Below are 19449 nucleotides of genomic sequence, written 5' to 3'. Positions count from 1 at the left end.
GCGTGTCGCCGCAGCGTCAGGGCGACCCGGCGAGGCTCGCCGGAATGGCGCGGCGGGCGAGCATGTGGGCGCGGGGCGCGTTCACCGAATCCACGGCGAGGAGCTTGCCGCCTCGGCGATATTCGACGCTGAAGGCGCCAGAGTTCGGGTCGCCGTCGAGAACCGTTGCGTCGTAGCCTTCCGAAAGGCCGGCGATCTGGAGCTTCACGTCGTACTGATCGGACCAAAACCATGGCACGGGGTCGTAGCTGACGGGGGCGCCAGCCATCGCGGCCGCGGCAGCCTTGGCCTGGTCGATGGCGTTCTGGACGGATTCGAGGCGGATGCGCCGGCCATAGAGTCGGCTGGGGAAACTGGCCACGTCGCCGGCCGCGAAGATGTCGGGGGCGCTCGTGCGGGTCGCCTCGTCCACGACCACGCCGTTGTTGACCGCCAGCCCGGCTTGCGCGGCGAGTTCGACGTTGGGGAGGCCTCCAATCGCGACCAGGACGACATCGGCGGGGACGACCTTGCCGCTCGCGAGCCGGACGCCCGTGGCGCGGGCGGCGCCCTCGATGGCGTCGATGCGCGCGTCGAGCATGAAACGGACGCCCTCGCGTCGATGCCGCTCCTCGAAAAAGGCGGAGATCACCGGCGACACGACGCGCTGCAAGAGCCGCGATGCGCCTTCAAGCACGACGACGTCGAGGCCCAGCGTCCGCGCCTTGGCGGCCGTTTCCAGCCCGATATAGCCGCCGCCGACCACGACGAGCCGGGCGCCGGGCAGGAGCTCCGCCCGAAAGGCGTCGACGTCCCGGATGGCGCGCACGTGATGGACGCCGGGAAGGTCGGTTCCCGGGATGGGAAGGGGGCGTGGGCGCATGCCGGTGGCGAGCAGGAGGCGGCCATAGGCGAAACGCTCGCCGTCCACGGTCTCGACTGCGTGGTCGGTCGGGTGGATGGCCGCGATGCGACGGTCGAGATGAAGCGCGGCGCCTTGCTCGGCGTAGAAGGCGGCAGCCTTTAAGGCCAGCCGTTCGGCGGTTGTTTCGCCGCCCAGGAAGGCCTTGGAGAGCGGCGGGCGCTGGTAGGGCGGGTGAGGCTCGTCGCCAAACATCAGGATCGGGGCGGTTTCGCCGAGCTGGCGCAGGCTGACGACCGCCTGCGCGGCGCTCTGGCCGGCCCCGACGATCACGACCGGCTGCACGATCGGCTGCGACATCTCGCTCTCCATGGACACCGCCGGCTTGCTCGGCGGCTCAGCGCTCGCGTCGCGCCAACTCGGCGAAATGACCGCGGGCCTGTAGATAGAGCAGCAGCGCGAGCCCGGGCAGGGCGGCGAAAACCGTGATCACGAAGAACCACGCCCAGCCAGTGCGCTCGACGATGAAGCCTCCTCCCGAAGCGAGGAACGTGCGGCCGACGGCCGTCAGGGCGGTGAGCAGCGCGTATTGGGTCGCCGTGTGGGCGCGCGCGCCGCACAGCGCCGAGAGGTAGGCGACGAAGATCACCGTGCCGATCGCGCCGGTGAAGTTTTCGACGATGATTGTTCCGGTCAGGAACGGGACGTTGACGCCCACCAGCGCCTGGCCGGTGAAGGCGAGGTTGGAAATCATCTGGAGCACGCCGCCGATCCACAGGCAGGCTTGGAGCGAGTAGGCCCGGGCCAGCATGCCGCCGGCGAATCCGCCCGCGAGGGCGGCCGCGAGGCCGACGCCCTTCACGATGGCGGCATAAGTGAGCTTGTCGAAGCCGATCGCGATAATGAAGGGAGCCGTGAGGACGCCCGCGAAGGCGTCGCAGAATTTGTAGAGCAGCACGAAGGAGAGGACCGCCCAGGCTTGCGGCCGCGAAAGGAACTCCGAGAAGGCGCCGACCGCTGTGGCCGCCACGCGCGCGAGGGCGGGCTTCTGGCGGTCCTGCGCGCCGTCGGCCTCAGGCTCGCGCGCCAGCAAAGTGGCCGCCATGCCGACCAGCATGCAGGCCGCGCCGAACACGTAGCCCAACATCCAGAGCTGGCCGCGCGGGAGGCCGAGCGTTTCCAGCCAGCTCACGAAGGCGATGACGCCGGCTCCCGACACCAGCATACCGATGCGGTACGCCGCCACGTAGCCCGCCATGCCGGCGGCCTGTTCGGTGGGATCGAGCCGCTCGACCCTGAAGGCGTCGACGACGATGTCCTGCGTGGCCGATAAAAAGGCGACCAGCAACGCGCCGGCTGCGACCGACCAGGGCGACACGACGGGGTTTTGGGCGCCGAGAAGCAGGATCGCAAGCGCGAGCGCGGCCTGGGTGGCGATAAGCCAACCGCGCCGACGGCCGAGCACACGGGACAGAACGGGGACGTTCAGCGCGTCCACGAGGGGCGCCCAGATGAATTTGAGCGTGTAGGGAAGGCCGACCAGCGAAAAGAGCCCGATCGTCCCCAGGTTGACTCCGGCTTCCGTCATCCACACCGACAGCGTCGTGCCGGTGAGCGCCAACGGCAGGCCGGACGAGAAGCCGAGCAGGATGACGACCAGCACGCGCGGGTGCAGGTATACCCTGAGCGCCTCCCCGAAGCCGGCGCGGCGCGCCGGGGAGTCTGGCTGGGTGTGGTCCTGCAGGGTCGCGGGCCGCAGGCTATCTTGGCTCATGGGGTGCGCTCGCCGATTCGCTCGCCGGAGGGCAGGCCCTGCCTGATACACGGCTGCGGGCCCAGGCGTCACCCTCGCGCAGCGAATCGGGGCTTCAATGGAGAATGGAGCCCGCCGGCGCGTCGTCTTCGTCGGGGTAGGACATATTGTCGTCGTCGGCGCCCAGAGGAGCCGGTTCGGCGAGCATCACGGTGGTGAGGCCCCGCCGCTGGGCTTCCATCAGCGCGTTGACGATCCAGGTCATCAGCGCTTCGTCGCTGAGATTTCCCATTTCAGGCATTGGCCCCTCCACGTCGCTTGCTCCCTGTCCAGAAATGAAACGCACGGTTGCGTTCTCCACAAGGTGAGCAAGAGGTGTGCCCGGGCCCTATACGCATGGCTCATAAGGTGTAGTCTTCAAAGGACATGACACTGCGTTACAAATTTAAATAAAAACGGTCTCATTAATATTAAGACATCAATACCGTGTATAAAGGAAAACCGAGTTGGACGATAAGGATTGAAAATGTACAACAGAGTCGGAGTTTGATCCCGAGTGCGGAAAGGCCTGATGAATTCAGACGAGGACCAGCAGGCGGCTCGGCCCGGCCCGCAGGGAGGGCCGCCCCACGACAAGGGGCCGCTCGACGTCATGAAAGCCTTGCGGGATGACTTGCGCGACAAGCTTTTGCGGAACGTATCCGAGTTCCGGGTTTACCTGGCGCTCGAAGAGGCGATCCAGGCGATCGAGGGCGCTCCGTCAAGCATCGACCGGCCGCATCGCAGCCGCAGCCTGCGCGTTCTGGCGCGCCAACTGCTCAGCGAGCGGGAAACCCCGCTGAGCACTGGCGAACTCGCGGACGGCCTCAAGGCGCTCGGGGCGCCGACGTCGGAGAACTCAATCTCGTCCAGCCTGTCGCAGTCACCCGATTTCATCAGCGTGCGTTGGGGCGGCAAGCCGCGTTGGTGGCTCACGGGACGGCCGACGCCGCCCGAGGCCTGACATTTGAGGATGCGGAAGCTGCGGCGCACAACCGCGGATGGTCTACGGAACGAACGGTGTTATCCTTTGTTGATCCTCGCATCCGCAAGGGAGGCTCGTTGTGACGCGTCTGCGAAACGCCGCCTTGATTTTCGCCGCAGCGGCCGGGATTCCGGCCTGGGGCGCGCTCGCTCAGACGCCGGCCGGGGCCAACGCGCCCCCTCCCGCCGTGACAGTCGACTCCGTCCGTAACGAGGACGTGGCGCCGCGCACGGAGTTCATCGGACGCCTCGAAGCCATCGAGGCGGTGGACATCCGGGCGCGCGTGCAGGGCTTCCTGCGCAAGGTGGAATTCCAGGAAGGGCAGGACGTCAAAGCCGGCGCGCCGCTGTTCGCCATCGAGCCGGATCTCTACCAGGCCGCCGTCGCGCAGGCCCAGTCGCAGGTGGACAGCGCCGATGCGACGCTGCGCAATGCGCAGATCAGCCTCGATCGGCGCCAGGAGTTGCGCGAGCGCAACGCCGGCAGCCAGGCCGATCTCGACACGGCCGTCGCGAACCGGGACACCGCCAAGGCGGCGCTGGCCGCCGCGCAGGCGCAGCTGCGGACCGCGCAGCTCAATCTCAGCTACACCAGCATCGCGACGCCGATTGCGGGGCGCATCGGCAAGGCCAACATTACCGTCGGCAACCTTGTGGGGCCGGACTCCGGAGCGCTCGCCCGGGTGGTGCAGCTGGACCCGATCCGCGTCGTGTTCTCGGTGAGCGAGCGCGACGTCATCGAGGTGCAGAAAAACGCGGGCGCAGCGAGCCAGAAGGATCTGCAGGCGTCCTTCGTGCCGACGCTGCGGCTGGCGACGGGCGGGACCTTCGACCAGACCGGGCGCATCGAGTTCGTCGGCAACGAGGTGGACCCTTCCACCGGCACGGTGCCGATTCGGGCCGTGTTCGACAATCCCAAGGCCATCCTGCTGCCGGGCGGCACTGTGTTCGTGAGCGTGCGGCCGGCCGAGCCGCGGATCATGCCGGTGGTGCCGGTCGCGGCCGTGCAGGAGACGCGTCAGGGCAAGCAGGTGCTGGTGGTGACGGCCGACAACAAGGTCGAGGAACGTCGCATCCAGGCGACCACGCAGGTGGGGCAGAACTGGGCGGTAGAGAGCGGCGTCCAGGCCGGCGACACCATCATCGTGGACGGCCTACAAAAGGTGCGGCCCGGCGCGGTGGTGAACCCCGTGCGGGCGCAGCCGAGGCCGAAGCCGTGAGTTTCCCCCAATTCTTCATCTCGCGGCCGAAATTCGCCATCGTGATCTCGATCGTGATCACGCTGGCGGGTCTCCTGGCCATGCTGGCCATTCCGGTGGCGCAGTTCCCCGAGATCACGCCGCCGCAGGTGCAGGTCTCGGCGAGCTATCCGGGCGCCAGCGCGGAGGACCTCGCCAACACGGTGGCGGCGCCCATCGAGGCGCAGGTCAACGGCGTCGAGAACATGCTCTACATGGAGAGCACGAGCGCCAATACGGGCTCGTACTCGCTCACCGTCACGTTCGCGGTGGGAACGAATTCCGACATCGCGGCCGTGAACGTGCAGAACCGCGTGTCGCTGGCGACGTCGCGCCTACCCGCGGCCGTGATCGCGCAGGGCGTCACCGTGCGCAAGCGTTCGTCCAACATGCTGCTGGGCGTCAATGTGTACTCGCCCAAGGGTACGCACGACGCGATCTTCATCAGCAACTACGCGGCCATCAACATCCGCGACGCGCTGGCGCGCGTGCCGGGCGTCGGCGACGCGCAGGTGCTGGGCGGGCTCGACTACAGCATGCGGATCTGGATGAACCCGGACCGCATGAACGCGCTCGGCATTACGGCCAGCGACGTCACCCAGGCGATCCAGCAGCAGAACCTGCAGGCGTCGGCGGGCCAGATCGGCTCGGCTCCGATCGGGCCGGACCAGCAGCAACAGCTCACCGTGCTGGCGCGGGGGCGGCTCACGGACGTGAAGGAATTCGAGAACATCATCATCCGCACCAATGCGCTTGGCGCGGTGGTGCGGGTGCGCGACATCGCCAAGGTGGAGCTCGGCGCACAGACCTACGACTCGCAGGCGCAGCTCAACGGCGCGCCCTCGGCCTTCGTGGTGATCTACCAGGCGCCGGGCGCGAACGCGCTGAACGTCGCCAAGGGCGTGCGGGCGGAGCTGGAGCGGCTGTCGCAGCGCTTTCCGGAGGACCTCGCCTACGCCAATACGTTCGACACCACCGCCTTCGTGTCGGCCACCATTGACGAGATCATCCACACGCTGGCGATCACCTTCATCCTGGTGGTCGTCGTCGTATTCGTGTTCCTGCAGGACTGGCGGGCCACGCTGGTGCCGATGCTCACCATTCCGGTGTCGCTGATCGGCGTGTTCGCGGTGCTGCTCGCGATGGGCTACTCCGCCAATACGATCTCGCTGTTCGCCCTGGTGCTGGCGATCACGCTGGTGGTGGATGATTCCATCGTCGTTGTCGAAAACGTGCAGCGCAATCTCGAGGAGCATCCCGAGATGGACGCGCCGGAGGCGACCAGCCGCGCGATGGAGCAGATCACCGGACCGGTGATCGCCACTACGCTGGTGCTGGCGGCCGTGTTCGCGCCTGTCGCGTTCCTTCCCGGCATCACCGGCCAGCTCTATCGCCAGTTCGCGGTCACGATCGTGGCCTCCGTGCTGCTGTCGGGCGTGAACGCGCTGACGCTGAGCCCGGCGTTGTGCGCGATCCTGCTGAAAAAGCCCGAGCACTCCCGCAAGGGGCTGCTCGGCCTGTTCAACCGTACGCTGGACCGCACCCGCGGCGGCTATGGGCGCGGGGTCGGCTGGCTGTCGCGGCGGCTTGTGGTGACGGTGGGCTGCGTGCTTGTGGCGGGAGCGGCGACCTACGGGACGTTGCGCGTCTTGCCGACCGGCTTCCTGCCGGACGAGGACCAGGGCTACTTCTTCCTCAACGTGCAATTGCCCGACGCTGCCTCGCTGAATCGCACCCAGGCGGTGGTGAACACCGTGCGCGAGCAACTGGCGCAGACGGAAGGCGTCGCCAACGTGATCACGGTGGCGGGCTACAGCCTTCTGGGCGGACAGGCGCCGAACGCCGCATTGGCGATCGCGGTGCTGAAGCCCTGGGGCGAGCGCTCCGGCGCGGGGCAGACCGCGCAGGCCATTATCGGCAAGCTCACGGGCCAGCTCTCGGCCATTCCGTCCGCGACCGTGATCGCGTTCAATCCTCCGGCGATCTCGGGCCTGGGCGCCAGCGGCGGCTTCGACATGCGCGTGCAGGCGTTGGGCGGGCAGTCGCCGCAGGAACTCGCGGCGGCGGCGGGCGGGCTCATCCTGCGCGCCAACCAGGCGGACCCGATCGGGCGCGCCTACACGACCTACACGGCCGGCGTGCCGCAAGTGTTCGTGGACGTGGACCGCACCAAGGCCGAGCTCCTGAACGTGTCGGTGGGCGACATCTTCCGCACCATGCAGGCTCATCTCGGCTCGCAATACGTCAACGACTTCAACCTGTTCAGCCGCGTCTTCCAGGTGAAGGTGCAGGACGCCGCCGAGTTTCGCGACCGGGTCGACCAGATCGACCGCCTCTATGTCCGCTCCTCGGCAGGCGCGATGGTGCCGCTGCGGAGCCTGGTGACGACATCGACCGTGCTGGGGCCCCAGACGGTGTCGCGCTTCAACCTGTTCCCGGCCGTGACCGTGAACGGCGCGGCCAAGCCGGGGCGCAGCTCGGGCGAGGCGCTCGCGGCGCTGGACGAGATCGCACGCACACAACTTCCAGCCGGCTATGGCTACGAATGGTCCGGGTTGTCGCTGCAGGAACGCCAGGCGAGCGGGCAGACCTGGATCATCTACTCGCTGTCTCTGCTGTTCGCGTACCTGTTCCTCGTGGCCCAGTACGAGAGCTGGACCACGCCGATCTCCGTGATCGTGTCCGTGATCTTCGCGGCCGTCGGCGCGGTCGCGGCGCTGTGGATCGCCAAGATCGACTACAACATCTACGCGCAGATCGGGCTCGTGCTGCTGGTCGGGCTGGCGGCCAAGAATGCGATCCTCATCGTGGAATTCGCCAAGGAACAGCGGGAGGCCGGACACGGCATCGTCGATTCGGCGATCGCCGGGGCGGAGCAGCGGTTCAGGCCCGTGCTGATGACGGCTTTCGCGTTCATCCTCGGCGTGGTCCCGCTGGTATTCGCCACGGGGGCGGGCGCGGGCAGCCGAAGGGCCATCGGCGCGACCGTGTGGGGCGGCATGCTGGCCGCCATATTCATCGGCATCCTGTTTATTCCGCCGCTTTATGTACTCTTTCAGACAATGCGCGAAAAGACGAATTCGAGGCTCAACAAGCGATCCATTCACGGGCATTCTGCCGAGCAACCGTAGGTTGGCGCAGAAAGTTGGGCAGTTTTGGCGCGTTTCCGCATCTTTCTCCGATCAAGATCGTCAAATTGCAAAAGATGGATGTGTTCATTGCATCGGGCTGAAAGCCCGTTTCGAACTTTTGTCCCGACCTAACCATTACCCTCACGCCGAGAAACAAGGGACCGGATGATGGCTCCTCGCTCGGCAGCGGCTTTGCCGCCTGCTCAAAAGGATTGTCATTGTGCTTCAGACAGTCAAAAAGCGCGTTCTCGTCGTCGAAGACGACTATTTTCTCGCAGCGGATATTGCGTCTGCACTGCATGGCATGGGCGCGGAGGTCGTCGGCCCGGTCGCTGACCAAACCGCGGCGACGAAACTCCTGGACAGCCAGACGGTGAGCGCTGCGGTGCTCGACATCCGGCTCGGCGGCGAGACGGTGTATCCGTTGGCGTCCGAGTTGAAGACGCGCGGCATCCACTTCATTTTCGCGACCGGCTACGGGGACACGGTGATTCCGCCGGAATTCCGCGGCGTGCCCTGCTTCGAAAAGCCGGTTCGCTCCTTTGATCTCGCGCGCTCGGTGCTCGAAAAGCTGAGCGGGGCCCCTGAGGTCAACCTGAACGCCAACACGTTGTTGTCGCGCGCTCCGGACGAAGAGATCGATCGACTCCGGCCGCACGTGTTCTGCGTCGAACTGCGCAAGGGCGCGACCATCGTGCAACCCAACGAGAAGCTCGAGCAGATCCTCTTTCCGCTCAGCGGCGTGTGCTCGCTCAACATCGGCGACGACTCGGTGGGCATTGAGGCCGCGATGATCGGGTGCGAAGGCATGATCGGCGGCTCCCTGCTGATGGGCGTGACCAGGCTTCCGATGCGCTGCGTGGTGCAGGTCGAGGGCGAGGCGCTCGCGATTGCGTCGGACCAGTTCCTGGCGCGCCTGCGGGCGGCGCCGCGCACCTGGACGATGCTGCTGCGCTACCAGCACTACCTGCATCTGCAGACGGGGTTCTCGCTGCTGGGCGCTGGCGCGGGGAGCATCGAGCAGCGCGTGGCCCGCCTCATCCTGATGTTCGCGGATCGGGTCGGGGACGAGATCGCGGTGATCCATGACGTGATGTCGACCATTCTTCATGTGCGGCGCGCGGGCGTGACGCAGGCTCTGCACGTGCTGGAAGGCGATGGCGCCATTCGGGCCCGGCGCGGCCGGATCACGGTGCGGGATCGCGAGCGGCTCGAAGCGGTCGCGGGAGCGGCCTATGGGCCGGCCGAGGCCGAGTACGAGCGTTTGGTGGGTTCGCCGCTGCGGGGCGGAAGTCCGGGGATTGATCGCGAGATTACCCCTCCGGCCGCGGCTCGGCTCGCATCGGGCTTTCGCCCACGGCAACCAAGCTAGCGTCTTCGTGATGCGCAAGCCGTCATCCGAAAGCTGATTCGCGCTTCAGAGCGGTGAGCAGGGGGTAAGGGGAAGCGTTACGAAACGTTCACGTCGCGCTAAACTTGCACAAAGCCTCTATCCTTCTACTTTCACAAAGACTATACAGGCGCTCTCAACATCAGGAGAGCGCAGTGTCCAACGACACCAATAACAGGCTCGACTTGGTCGCCGACATCGTTTCGGCCTACTTGTCGAACAACACCCTCGCGGCCGGCGATATCGCAGGCCTGATCAGCTCCGTGAATTCCGCCATTCAGAACGTGGCGACCGGAAAGGTCGAAGAGGCTCCGGTGGAGTTGAAGCCGGCCGTGCCTGTGAAGAAGTCCATCACCCCCGACGCGATCATCTGCCTCGAGGACGGCAAGGCTTTCAAATCCCTGAAGCGTCACCTGATGACGAAGTACGGGATGACGCCGGCGGAATATCGCGCGAAGTGGGGCCTGCCGAAGGACTACCCGATGGTGGCCCCGAACTACGCGGCCGCCCGCTCGGCCCTGGCCCGGAACATGGGCCTCGGACTCGACCGCCGGAAGTCCGAGCCCGAGAAGGCTGTCCGCAAGCCGCGCAAGGCCAAGGCCGACGCCTGACCACGTCTCGGAGGCGGGGAGGGCTCGCCGAGACGACCGAGCATCACGACGCGGGGGCCGCCTGGGCCCCCGCTTTTTCGTTTGAATCAGGCCTCTTTCCTGGGAGCGGCGCCGAAGAGCCGGCCGCGGTCGGCCCAGTAGGCGCAGGCCAGCGCCGCGCATCCGCAGGCCGAAAAGCCGATCGTGATCGGCGTGACCGTACCGTCGAAGTGCTGGCCGATATAGAAGCCGATCAGCGCGCCGCCGATGGTGGTGAAGAAGCCCTGCATGGAGGAACCGGTGCCGGCCACATGGCCGAGCGGCTCCATTGCGATCGCGCCGAAGTTCGGGCCGATCAACCCGAAGCAGAACATCGTGGCCGACTGCAGGACCGCGAAGGTCCAGATCGTCTCATAGCCGGCGATCGCCACGGCCGCGTGCAGCGTCGTGAACGCAATGTAACCGATCAGTGCGATGTGTGACACGCGCCGGCTGCCGAGCCGCCCGACGATGCGGGCGTTCACCAGCGACGCGACTGCGATGAAAACAGCCACGAGGGCGAACACGGTCGTGAACAGGTGCGGCGCGTGGAAGGCGTCGGCGAAGATCTGCTGGGCCGAGTTGATGAAGCCGAACAGCCCCGCGAGGATGAACGTCATGGCGGCGAAATAGCCCATCGACACCCGGTTGGTGACGATCACCTTCAGCGCGCCCGTGACGCCGGCGACCGAGATGGCGCGGCGGTCCTTCGGGTGCAGCGTTTCGGGAAGGCGCCAAAACATCCAGGCGCCGACCGTTACGCCGAAGATGCCGAGCACGCCGAAGATCCAGCGCCAGGGCGCGAACCAGATGATCGCCTGCCCGACCGTAGGGGCGATGATGGGCACGCCCAGAAAGACGATGAAGGCGAGCGACATCACCCTCGCCATCTGGCGCCCCGAGTAGCAGTCCCGCACCACCGAAACGGCCAGCACGCGGGTGGCCGCCGCGCCCACCCCCTGAATCGCGCGGGCGGCCAGGATCACGCCGAAGCTGGGCGCGAATGCGCAGGCTGCGCTTGCGAGCACATAGATCACGAAGCCGACCATCAGCACGGGCTTGCGGCCGTAGCGATCGCCGAAGGTGCCGTACAGGAGCTGCGCGACGCCGAAGCCGAGCAGATAGGCGGTGATGATCCACTGGCGCTGGTTGGCGGTCTCGATCGCGAGGCTCTCGCCGATCGCCGGCAGCGCGGGCAACATCGCGTCCACGGCGAGCGCGTTGGTGGCCATCATGGCGGCCACGAGCGCCACGAATTCCTTGAAGCCCATGCCCGGATGAGGGCTGCCGGGAGAGCCTTGCTCTGGTTTCACGTCACGCTCGATGGTCGGGAGGGGGGATGGCTCCTTGTAGACCGATCGGGGCCGGCTGCGAACCCGTCGGCACGCTTGGCCGCTCCGCGTCGGCGCGGCTCTCGCTTCGCGCCGGCGCCGCCCTAGTTCCTCGGCTCATGCTGCCTATCGTGTATCATCCCGCCTACAGCGCCGAAATCCCAACCGAGCACCGCTTTCCAATGGGAAAGTACCGGCGGCTCGCCGAGATCCTCGTGGAGGAAGGCGTGGTGGCGGCGGGCGATCTTCTCCGGCCCGAGCCGGCGAGCTTCGAGCAGCTCAGCCGCGTCCACGCGGCCGAATATGTGCGCCAGACCTTCGACCTGGCGATCCCTCGCGCCATCGAGCGCGAGATCGGCCTGCCGATGACGGCCTCCGTGGTGGCGCGCGCACGGGCTGCGGCGGGCGGCACGGTGCTGACCGCCAGATTGGCGCTGGAGCGCGGGCTCGCGTGCAACACGGCCGGGGGGAGCCATCATGCCGGCCCGCTGCATGGGGCGGGGTTCTGCACCTACAACGACGTTGCGGTCGCCGCGCGGGCGCTGCTGGACGACGACAGCGTGAGCCGAATCCTTGTGGTGGATTTGGATGTCCACCAAGGCGACGGGACCGCTTTCATTTTCGCCGACGAGCCGCGCGTGTTCACCTTCTCGATGCATGGCGAGAAGAACTACCCGCTGCGCCGGGCGACCAGCGACCTCGACATCGACCTGCCTGACGGCATGGAGGACGACGCCTATCTGGCGCGGCTTGCGGATGTGCTCCCCGGGCTGGTCGACCGGGTGCGGCCCGATCTCGTGTTTTACAATGCGGGGGTGGACCCGCACCGCGAGGACAGGCTCGGCAGGCTGGCGCTTTCGGACGAGGGCCTGGGGGCGCGGGACGCCTTCGTCCTGCGCACGTGCCTGGGCAAGGGCCGGCCCGTAGCGGGCGTGATCGGCGGCGGCTACGACCGCGATGTGGAACGCGTGGCGCGCCGGCACGCGATCCTGCATCGCACGGCTTCCGGCTTCATTGGACGTCGCCGTCCCGTTTGAACGCCAGCCGGAACGACCGCGTCGCTCTGCGGGTTGTTCGTGCCTGATCAGGGAGTATGCGCGATGGACCATAACCAGTTTGGCGAGACGAGGCGGACCACCGCCTTCTTTGTAACCCGTGCGGCCGCCGAGAAGGCGGTGCGGGATCTCTCGGCCATCGGCTATGGCCCGGACCGGGTGACGCTGGAGGCCAGCGCCTCGGCGGAAGGCGGTCTGGCGCAGTCGGACGCCGAGCGCGGGGAAGGCGGCGGCGCCAGCCACGGCTTCATCGTGCGCGTGGACGCGACAAGCGCCGACTATGAGCGCGTCTCTGCGATTCTCGACGACGACGCCACGGTGAGCATGGATGCGCGCAACGCCGTGCGCTCGGGCGGAAGCTTCTTCGCCTCGAATGGCGGCGGCCGGAGCGGTGGGGCCAGGCGGCCGGCCGGAGCCTCGGCCGACGTGCACGTGCCGAGCTACGACGAGGTGATGGGCTATGTCCGTGACAAACCTCTGCACGCCATCGGCATCGCGTTCATGATCGGCTTCGTGTTCGGGCGGCGGTGACCCGTCGCTGACCTGCGCCGGGGCGGGGCGGAGTGGCCGGCAGTTTCCGGCGGCTATGTTCCGCTCGCCGCGGCCGCGCGGGCGAGGATCTCGGCCGACGGGTAGCCATCCGACGGCCGGTACCCGATCTGGCGCTGAAAGGCGTGGATCGCCTCGCGGGTGACCGGGCCGAAACGGCCGTCGACGGCGCCGCGATAGTGACCGAGGGCGAGCAGCGCCCGCTGCAGCCGCTCCCGGTCCGCCTGGCCCAGTAGCATCTCGTTCTTCGGCCAGGGCTGCCGCACGCCGGGACCGCCCGCGATGCGATCGGCCAGGATGGAGGCCGCCATCGCGTAGCTGTCTGAGAAATTGTAGACCTTCAGCACCCAGAAGTTGGCGTAGAGAAGAAAAGCCGGCCCTCGCGCGCCGGACGGCAAAAACAGCATGGCCTCGCCGCTGGCTGGCAGCTCTGTTCCGTCCAAGGCCTGAAAGCCCGCCACCGTCCATGCCCGCGAATCCTGCCGGAGAGCCGCGATGTCGTAGCCCGCCGGCATGCGCACCTCGACGGCGGCCGGCACGCCGGCCCGCCAGCCAGAGCCCTTCAGAAACGCGCCGATGGACGCGACGCTGTCCGGCACGGAGCTCCAGATGTCAGGGTTGGGTCGCCCCTCCGGCGAGGTCGCGTATTTCAGGTAGGCCGACGGCAGAAACTGCGGGTTGCCCATCGCGCCTGCCCACGAGCCGCGCAGCTTCTCCCGCGGCACGCCGTTGCGAACCATGATGAGCGCGGCCACGACCTCGTCCGCGAAGGCGCCGTTCTCCGGGCGCGCATAGGCCAGCGTGCACAAGGACCGCAAGACGTCGCGCGAGCCCATTTCCCGACCGAAATCGGTTTCCAGCGCCCAAAGCGCCAGGATCACCGAACCCGGCGCTCCGCTAGCTGCTTCCGCCGCCGCAAGAGGCGCGCTCCATCGCGATGCAAGTTCGCGCCCCCTCCGGGCCCGGCCGGCCGAAGCGGCTTCAGCTACATAGTCCTGCAGCGGGCGGGAGAACTCGGGCTGGCGCGTGCTGCGCCCCATCAGCGACGCATCGGGAGCGATTCCCCGCAGCGCGGCTTCGGCGACTTCCCGCGGCACGCCGGCGGATTGGGCCTTGGCGGCCAGGCGCGCGAGATGCGCCTCGAAATCCGGCTGCGCGCCGCCGTTCTGCGCCAAGGCGGGCGCGGCCGCGAAGGCCAGCGTTGCTGAGAGCAACTGGCGACGATTCCAAGCCATGAGGCCTCCCTGCAGTGATTGGCGCACTGGCCGCCCGAAGCCCCTTGCTCGCAGCATCCACACCCGTTCGCAAGCGCAGCCGCCTCGTTTTGCTGGCGTCGCGCGCGCCGGGATGGCATGCAGGGGCCGGCCGAGGGGAGGGACTTCCATGCGCGAATGTGGCTCGTGCACGCTGTGCTGCAAGGTGCTGCGGGTCGAGGAACTGAACAAGCCGGCTGGAACCTGGTGCCCCAGCTGTCGCAAGGGCGTGGGCTGCGGGATCTACGAAACCCGCCCGGGCGAGTGCCGCACCTTCGGTTGCCTGTGGCTGGCCGACGAGCAGTTCCCGGCCGAGTTGAAGCCCGAACGGTCCAAGGTCGTGTTCGCGGTGGAGTTCGGGGGCGGCCGCGTCGGCGCCTATGTGGACGCGGACCAGCCCGCAGCCTGGCGCCGGCCGGACATTTTCGCCCTGCTCAAGCGCATGGCGGCCGCGCAGGCCGCTCGCCGGGGCCAGGTGATCGTCTTCATCCGCGACCGGGCGATCGCGATCCTGCCCGACCGCGAGGTTGACCTCGGCGCCGTCAACGTGCCCGGCAAGTCGATCGTCTACCGTGACGATCCCCGCACAGGAAGGATCGACGTCCAGGTGGTCTGACAACCGCGCCGGTTGTGGTCGGTCGGTGGCGCAGTGGGACGCCGCTGCTAGGCTGACGCTTGTCCGTTTCGGACGGTGTTCATGTCGACCGACCTTTGAGGCCGCCCGTGCGACGGCTGCGTATTGCGTTTCTTGTCACCTTGAGCTGTTCGCCGCTTGTCGCCTGGCGAACGGCCTCTGCGGAGCCTCAGGCGCCGGCGGCTCCCGACATTGGTCTCACCCGCTGTCGCGATGGCGCCTGGGCGTCGTTCGCGGTTCCGGACGCCGATCTGTGCCTGCGGCTTTCGGGCCGGCTGCGTTTCGACATCGGCACGGGGCAACGCTTCAGCCGGTTGGACGACGTTGTCGGAATGGCGACCCGCGCCACCCTGGGCGTCGAGGCGAGCACGCCTACCGACGTGGGCCCGCTTCTCCTGACCATGCGGATGACCGTCGAAAGCAACCGCGCGCGCGGCCCGGACGGCGGATGGCCCGAGCTCGAGTATGCGGCGCTGGATTGGAACGGCGCGACGGCCGGCCGCGCGACCTCCTATTTAGATCGAGCCTTCCCGACGGGGGGCGTAACCCTGATGGGCGGCGGCGCGAATGGCCGGGGCTCTGATCGCGGGGCCGTGAACCTGCTGGGATACCGCATGCCGCTGTTCGGCTCCTGGGCGGCGACGGCCTCGCTGGAGGACCCGATGGAGCGCCGCGTCAGCGTGGTCGGAGCCTACCAGCATGGCGCGCGCTGGCCCGACCTCGTGCTCACGGCCGCGGGCGAGACGCGATGGGGGCGCCACCACGTCGCGCTGGCGCTGCACGAGACCCGCCCGGCGCGCAATGGCGTCGGCGCGCGGCTGGGCTATGCGATCCAGTCGTCAGCCGAATTTTCTCTGCCCTATCTCCCGACCACCGTGCTGCGCGTTCAGAGCGCAGCCGCCTATGGGGCGAGCGACTACACCGGCTGGGGCTGGGCGTCGGTCGGCGGACAGACGCCGCGCACGGCCGATCTCTGGCTGGGCGGGCAGGGACCCCGCCTGACCTGGACGGGCGCGTCCTCGCTGGCGCTGATTCACCGCTGGTCGCCGGCCGTGCGGCTCGCGCTTTTCACCCAACAGGGCGTGCAGGCGACCTGGCCTTACGGAACTCTGGCGCAGATCACCACGATCGGCGCGAACGCGGTCTGGTCGCCCGTCCCGGGCATGGAGGCCGGCGCGGAAGTCGCATTCGAGCGTGCCCGCATCCTGCGGCTCGATCCCGACTACCCGGCCCCGGTGGGCCGTAGGCAGGCATGGTCGGGGCGATTCCGTCTGCAGCAGGATTTTTGAGCTTCAAAAGATAGCCGGAACCGTTGGCGATACAATTTCAAGTTCAATTTCAATTGGTTCTGCAACCAACGGTACGCAGAAATGTATCCTGAAGGGCACAGTCAGAGCTGCATAAATTTGAGACATGCTAATTCATGAGTTGCCTTTCTTGATAGCGCTGAGACGTTCCCGCAAGGTGCGCACGTGAGATCCGTGCCGTTGGGGGCTTCCCGCCGGGGCAATTTTCAGGAGCATAGAATGAAGCTTTCTTCCGTCCTGCTTTCGTCAGCTACGCTGCTGGCGACGGGCGTCGCGGCCCAGGCCGCCGATCTGCCGTCCAAGAAGTCCGCCCCGGTCGAGTACGTCCGCGTCTGCTCGACCTACGGCGCCGGCTTCTTCTACATCCCGGGCACCGACACCTGCATCCGCATCGGCGGCCGCGCCCGCTTTGAGTACCAGTACAACCAGCCGTTCGAGCGCAGCAACGATGTGACTGGAACGCGTTCGGTCGGCCGCATCTATCTCGATGCTCGCAACGCGACCGAGTACGGCCTGCTCCGCGCCTATGTGCGTTACGAGCTCCACCGTCGTAACGGCACGCTCGCGTCGGGCACGGGCAGCCGTATTGGCCAGGCTTTCGTCGGCACCGGCGATTACACCGTGGCTCAGACCGGCGTGTATCTCGACCGCGCGTTCGTGCAGTTCGGCGGCCTGACGGCTGGTCGCACGCAGTCGTTCTTCGAATTCTACGCTGGTGATCTCGAGTTCAACGGCGTCACCGCCGGCTCGGCGCTCGGACCGACGAACCTGTTGGCCTACACGGCGACGTTCGGCGGCGGTTTCTCCGGCACGATCGCGATCGAGGATGGCGTGGAGCGTCGTCAGGCGATCTCGGATCCGAACCTCATCGGCGGCGGAACGGGCTACACCGGTTACGGCGGCAACAGCGCTCCGGACGTGGTCGCCAACATCCGCCTCGATCAGGCTTGGGGTTCGGCTCAGTTTTCGGGCGCTCTCCATCAGGTTCGGATGGCCGGTCTCGCGGCGAGCGCCGGTTATGCTCCCAGCACTGAATACGGCTTTGCCCTCAACGCTGGCGTGAAGATCAATCTTCCCATGCTGGCGGCAGGCGACGCTCTGTATCTGCAGGGAACGTACTCGAAGGGCGCCTCGACCTACACGACGTCGAACGGCTTCGGCTTCGCCAAGGCCACCTTCGGAGTTGGCGCGTTCCGCGGCAATGGTCCGGACGCGGTTGTGGTCGCCAACGGCGGAAGCGGTTCGCTTGAACTCACGACGCAGTGGGGCCTCACCGCAGCCCTGCTGCATTACTGGACCCCGACCGTTCGTCAGGCCGTCTACGGTTCGTACGTCAAGACCGACTTCAGCAACGCCGCTTCTGCGGCTGGCGCGAAGTACAGCACGACTGCGGCCAACGTGACGGGCAACTACTTCCGCGATTGGAACTACTGGGCTGTTGGCTCCAACGTGACCTGGTCGCCGATCAAGGATCTCGATATCGGTCTCGAAGTTCAGTACATCAAGGCGAGCGGCAGCTCGTCCCTGAGCGTGCTGAAGAGCGATCCGGTCGGTAAGCTGGTCAGCTCGGACAGCCAGATCGTCACCCGCGTGCGCATCCAGCGCGACTTCTGATCTTCGGGTCCGTCAAAATTGGGCCCCGGCGCTTGCGCCGGGGCCTTCGTGTTTGTGCGTTGCCAAGCCGTTGCGAATTTGCAACGGGCACAAAAATAAGCATTCACATCATTATCAAATATCAAGAATTTATTTGTTTGAATCGTGACCACCGGTCACTGTGAAGTTCTCGAATGCGACGTTTCGCAAATTCAGGGAACTCAACAATGCGCATTTCCACTTTGCTGCTTGGTTCGGCGGCCGCCCTAGTCGGCGGCTCGGCTTTTGCAGCCGACCTGCCTTCCAAGAAGTCCGCCCCGGTTGAATACGTCCGCGTTTGCTCGACGTTCGGCGCCGGTTTCTTCTACATCCCGGGCACCGACACCTGCATTAAGATTGGCGGCCGCGCTCGCTACGACTTCGGTTATGCGACTCCGTTTAGCCGGAGCGACAACGTGACCGGCTCCGCCGCCGTTGGCCGCATTTACGCCGATGCGCGCAACGCGACTCAGTACGGCCTGCTGCGCGCCGTCGTGCGCTTCGAGCTCGCTCGCGGCACCGGCGTGCTCAGGTCCGGCGACATTGTGCCCGCCGGCGCAGCCTACGGCACGAATGTGCGCCTCGATCGCGCCTTCATTCAGTTTGGCGGCCTTACGGCCGGTCGCACCCAGTCGTTCTTCGACTTCTACGCTGGCGACCTCGAAGTGATCGGCACCACTGCCGGCGACGGCAGCCCGCACAACATGCTCGCCTACACGGCCTCGTTCGGCTCGGGTTTCTCGGCTACGCTCGCGATTGAAGACGGCATCGAGAACCGTGGCGGCATTGTCGCCATCTCCGGTCCGGCTCTGACCACCGGCGGCAACAGCGCTCCGGACGTGGTCGCCAATGTCCGCATGGAGCAGGCTTGGGGCGCGGCTCAGCTCTCTGGCGCCGTGCATCAGGTTCGTCTGGCCGGCCCGACCCCGACTTTCGGCGCGGCTCCGAGCTCCGACTACGGGTTCGCGGTCAATGGCGGCTTGCAGTTCAACCTGCCTTTCAGCGCTGGCGACCAGCTCTGGTTGCAGGGCACGTACGTCAAGGGCAACGTGACCCGTCTGACGGGTAACGGCATTTCGTCCGGCGCTGGCCTCGCTTCGTTCACTTCGCTGGTTGACGGCGCCGTGGTCTCGAACGGGTCTACCGGCAAGGTCGAGCTGACGTCCGCCTGGGCGCTCACCGCCGCCCTGCTGCACAACTGGACCCCCACGGTAAGCCAGTCGCTGTTCGGCAGCTACGCCAAGGTTGACGTGCCCGGAGTAACGACCCTGTCCAATGGCAGCGCCTATCGCGACTTCACCTACTGGACCGTGGGCACGAACGTCGCTTGGTCGCCCGTCAAGGACTTCGTGATCGCTGGCGAAGTCGACTACCTGAAGGTCGAGGGTTCGGGGGCCTACACGGGCAAGAAGTCCGACGACACGATCATCTCCCGTCTGCGCGTCCAGCGCGACTTCTGATTGGCTTCCGGCTGACCACCAGAGCCCCGGCGGCGACGCCGGGGCTTTTTCGTCTTAGCGCATCGTTAAGCCTACTGCCGCTCAACAATTCAGCAGTCGACTAAAGTGCGGGCAATATTGCCGAAAGTCGTCGTTCGAGTTGTTGCAGCTTCGTCACAGGCCTGACCGAACGAAGGCTTTGGCGAGGCGAAGACACAATCTCAGGTTGTATGCTGCGGGTGCG

General features: G+C 66.8%; 16 protein-coding genes. 11 read left to right on the top strand and 5 right to left on the bottom strand.

Features of this window, described 5'->3' with window-relative positions:
• Window positions 1–16: 16 nt before the first annotated feature.
• The 3 genes from IEV99_RS14390 to IEV99_RS14380 all read right to left on the bottom strand — a co-directional run bounded on the left by IEV99_RS14390 (window position 17) and on the right by IEV99_RS14380 (window position 2895).
• Window positions 17–1201 carry an NAD(P)/FAD-dependent oxidoreductase gene (locus IEV99_RS14390; RefSeq protein ID WP_244643879.1) on the bottom strand — a complete coding sequence of 395 codons (1185 nt, stop codon included), beginning with the start codon at window positions 1199–1201 and terminating at the stop codon, window positions 17–19.
• A 37-nt stretch (window positions 1202–1238) separates the two neighbouring features.
• Entirely contained in the window at window positions 1239–2615 is a 1377-nt protein-coding gene (locus IEV99_RS14385) for an AmpG family muropeptide MFS transporter (protein ID WP_188518446.1), read from the bottom strand.
• Between the two features lie 94 nt (window positions 2616–2709).
• Window positions 2710–2895, bottom strand: a complete 186-nt coding sequence (locus IEV99_RS14380; protein ID WP_188518445.1) for a hypothetical protein — start codon at window positions 2893–2895, stop codon at window positions 2710–2712.
• A 270-nt stretch (window positions 2896–3165) separates the two neighbouring features.
• Between IEV99_RS14380 and IEV99_RS14375 the strand changes: the two genes are divergently transcribed.
• The 5 genes from IEV99_RS14375 to IEV99_RS14355 all read left to right on the top strand — a co-directional run bounded on the left by IEV99_RS14375 (window position 3166) and on the right by IEV99_RS14355 (window position 9987).
• Window positions 3166–3597, top strand: coding sequence for a hypothetical protein (locus IEV99_RS14375; RefSeq protein WP_188518444.1), 432 nt, complete (start codon window positions 3166–3168; stop codon window positions 3595–3597).
• A 100-nt stretch (window positions 3598–3697) separates the two neighbouring features.
• Window positions 3698–4837: an efflux RND transporter periplasmic adaptor subunit gene (locus tag IEV99_RS14370; RefSeq protein WP_244643878.1), complete on the top strand. Its 1140-nt coding sequence runs from the start codon at window positions 3698–3700 to the stop codon at window positions 4835–4837.
• Entirely contained in the window at window positions 4834–7986 is a 3153-nt protein-coding gene (locus IEV99_RS14365) for an efflux RND transporter permease subunit (RefSeq protein ID WP_188518443.1), read from the top strand. The genes IEV99_RS14370 and IEV99_RS14365 overlap by 4 nt, the downstream gene beginning before the upstream one ends.
• Window positions 7987–8206: 220 nt before the next feature.
• On the top strand, window positions 8207–9358 hold the full coding sequence (locus IEV99_RS14360) for a helix-turn-helix domain-containing protein (protein WP_188518442.1): 1152 nt from the start codon (window positions 8207–8209) through the stop codon (window positions 9356–9358).
• A gap of 173 nt (window positions 9359–9531) precedes the next feature.
• On the top strand, window positions 9532–9987 hold the full coding sequence (locus IEV99_RS14355; RefSeq protein ID WP_188518441.1) for a Ros/MucR family transcriptional regulator: 456 nt from the start codon (window positions 9532–9534) through the stop codon (window positions 9985–9987).
• An 86-nt stretch (window positions 9988–10073) separates the two neighbouring features.
• Here the strand turns inward: IEV99_RS14355 and IEV99_RS14350 are convergent, their stop codons facing one another.
• On the bottom strand, window positions 10074–11318 hold the full coding sequence (locus tag IEV99_RS14350; RefSeq protein ID WP_244643877.1) for a multidrug effflux MFS transporter: 1245 nt from the start codon (window positions 11316–11318) through the stop codon (window positions 10074–10076).
• Between the two features lie 26 nt (window positions 11319–11344).
• Between IEV99_RS14350 and IEV99_RS14345 the strand changes: the two genes are divergently transcribed.
• Together IEV99_RS14345 and IEV99_RS14340 are read left to right on the top strand one after the other, a co-directional pair.
• Window positions 11345–12373 carry a histone deacetylase family protein gene (locus tag IEV99_RS14345; RefSeq protein ID WP_308469374.1) on the top strand — a complete coding sequence of 343 codons (1029 nt, stop codon included), beginning with the start codon at window positions 11345–11347 and terminating at the stop codon, window positions 12371–12373.
• Window positions 12374–12436: 63 nt separating this feature from the next.
• A complete protein-coding gene (locus tag IEV99_RS14340) occupies window positions 12437–12922 on the top strand; it encodes a hypothetical protein (RefSeq protein ID WP_188518440.1) in 486 nt (161 codons plus the stop codon).
• A gap of 53 nt (window positions 12923–12975) precedes the next feature.
• Here IEV99_RS14340 and IEV99_RS14335 read toward each other — a convergent pair whose 3' ends face one another.
• A complete protein-coding gene (locus IEV99_RS14335) occupies window positions 12976–14175 on the bottom strand; it encodes a lytic murein transglycosylase (protein ID WP_188518439.1) in 1200 nt (399 codons plus the stop codon).
• Between the two features lie 148 nt (window positions 14176–14323).
• On the opposite strand from IEV99_RS14335, the gene IEV99_RS14330 reads away from it, so the two are divergent.
• The 4 genes from IEV99_RS14330 to IEV99_RS14315 all read left to right on the top strand — a co-directional run bounded on the left by IEV99_RS14330 (window position 14324) and on the right by IEV99_RS14315 (window position 19226).
• Window positions 14324–14809 (top strand): hypothetical protein, encoded by a 486-nt coding sequence (locus tag IEV99_RS14330; protein WP_244643876.1) that lies wholly within the window; start codon window positions 14324–14326, stop codon window positions 14807–14809.
• A gap of 107 nt (window positions 14810–14916) precedes the next feature.
• Window positions 14917–16116, top strand: a complete 1200-nt coding sequence (locus tag IEV99_RS14325; protein ID WP_188518437.1) for a porin — start codon at window positions 14917–14919, stop codon at window positions 16114–16116.
• Window positions 16117–16353: 237 nt separating this feature from the next.
• The gene (locus IEV99_RS14320; protein WP_188518436.1) at window positions 16354–17748 is read left to right on the top strand and encodes a porin; all 1395 of its coding nucleotides are present in this window, start codon (window positions 16354–16356) and stop codon (window positions 17746–17748) included.
• Window positions 17749–17954: 206 nt separating this feature from the next.
• The gene (locus IEV99_RS14315) at window positions 17955–19226 is read left to right on the top strand and encodes a porin (RefSeq protein WP_188518435.1); all 1272 of its coding nucleotides are present in this window, start codon (window positions 17955–17957) and stop codon (window positions 19224–19226) included.
• Window positions 19227–19449 lie beyond the last annotated feature (223 nt).

Source organism: Alsobacter metallidurans (assembly GCF_014636935.1).
Classification (GTDB): domain Bacteria; phylum Pseudomonadota; class Alphaproteobacteria; order Rhizobiales; family Beijerinckiaceae; genus Alsobacter; species Alsobacter metallidurans.
This window is presented reverse-complemented; position numbering and strand designations above follow the sequence as displayed.

Bases quoted from the DNA above. Each gene is read 5' to 3' on its own strand.
- IEV99_RS14390 (WP_244643879.1), bottom strand. From the start codon at position 1,201: ATGTCGCAGCCGATCGTGCAGCCGGTCGTGATCGTCGGGGCCGGCCAG.
- IEV99_RS14385 (WP_188518446.1), bottom strand. From the start codon at position 2,615: ATGAGCCAAGATAGCCTGCGGCCCGCGACCCTGCAGGACCACACCCAG.
- IEV99_RS14380 (WP_188518445.1), bottom strand. From the start codon at position 2,895: ATGCCTGAAATGGGAAATCTCAGCGACGAAGCGCTGATGACCTGGATC.
- IEV99_RS14375 (WP_188518444.1), top strand. From the start codon at position 3,166: ATGAATTCAGACGAGGACCAGCAGGCGGCTCGGCCCGGCCCGCAGGGA.
- IEV99_RS14345 (WP_308469374.1), top strand. From the start codon at position 11,345: ATGGCTCCTTGTAGACCGATCGGGGCCGGCTGCGAACCCGTCGGCACG.
- IEV99_RS14340 (WP_188518440.1), top strand. From the start codon at position 12,437: ATGGACCATAACCAGTTTGGCGAGACGAGGCGGACCACCGCCTTCTTT.
- IEV99_RS14335 (WP_188518439.1), bottom strand. From the start codon at position 14,175: ATGGCTTGGAATCGTCGCCAGTTGCTCTCAGCAACGCTGGCCTTCGCG.
- IEV99_RS14330 (WP_244643876.1), top strand. From the start codon at position 14,324: ATGCGCGAATGTGGCTCGTGCACGCTGTGCTGCAAGGTGCTGCGGGTC.
- IEV99_RS14320 (WP_188518436.1), top strand. From the start codon at position 16,354: ATGAAGCTTTCTTCCGTCCTGCTTTCGTCAGCTACGCTGCTGGCGACG.
- IEV99_RS14315 (WP_188518435.1), top strand. From the start codon at position 17,955: ATGCGCATTTCCACTTTGCTGCTTGGTTCGGCGGCCGCCCTAGTCGGC.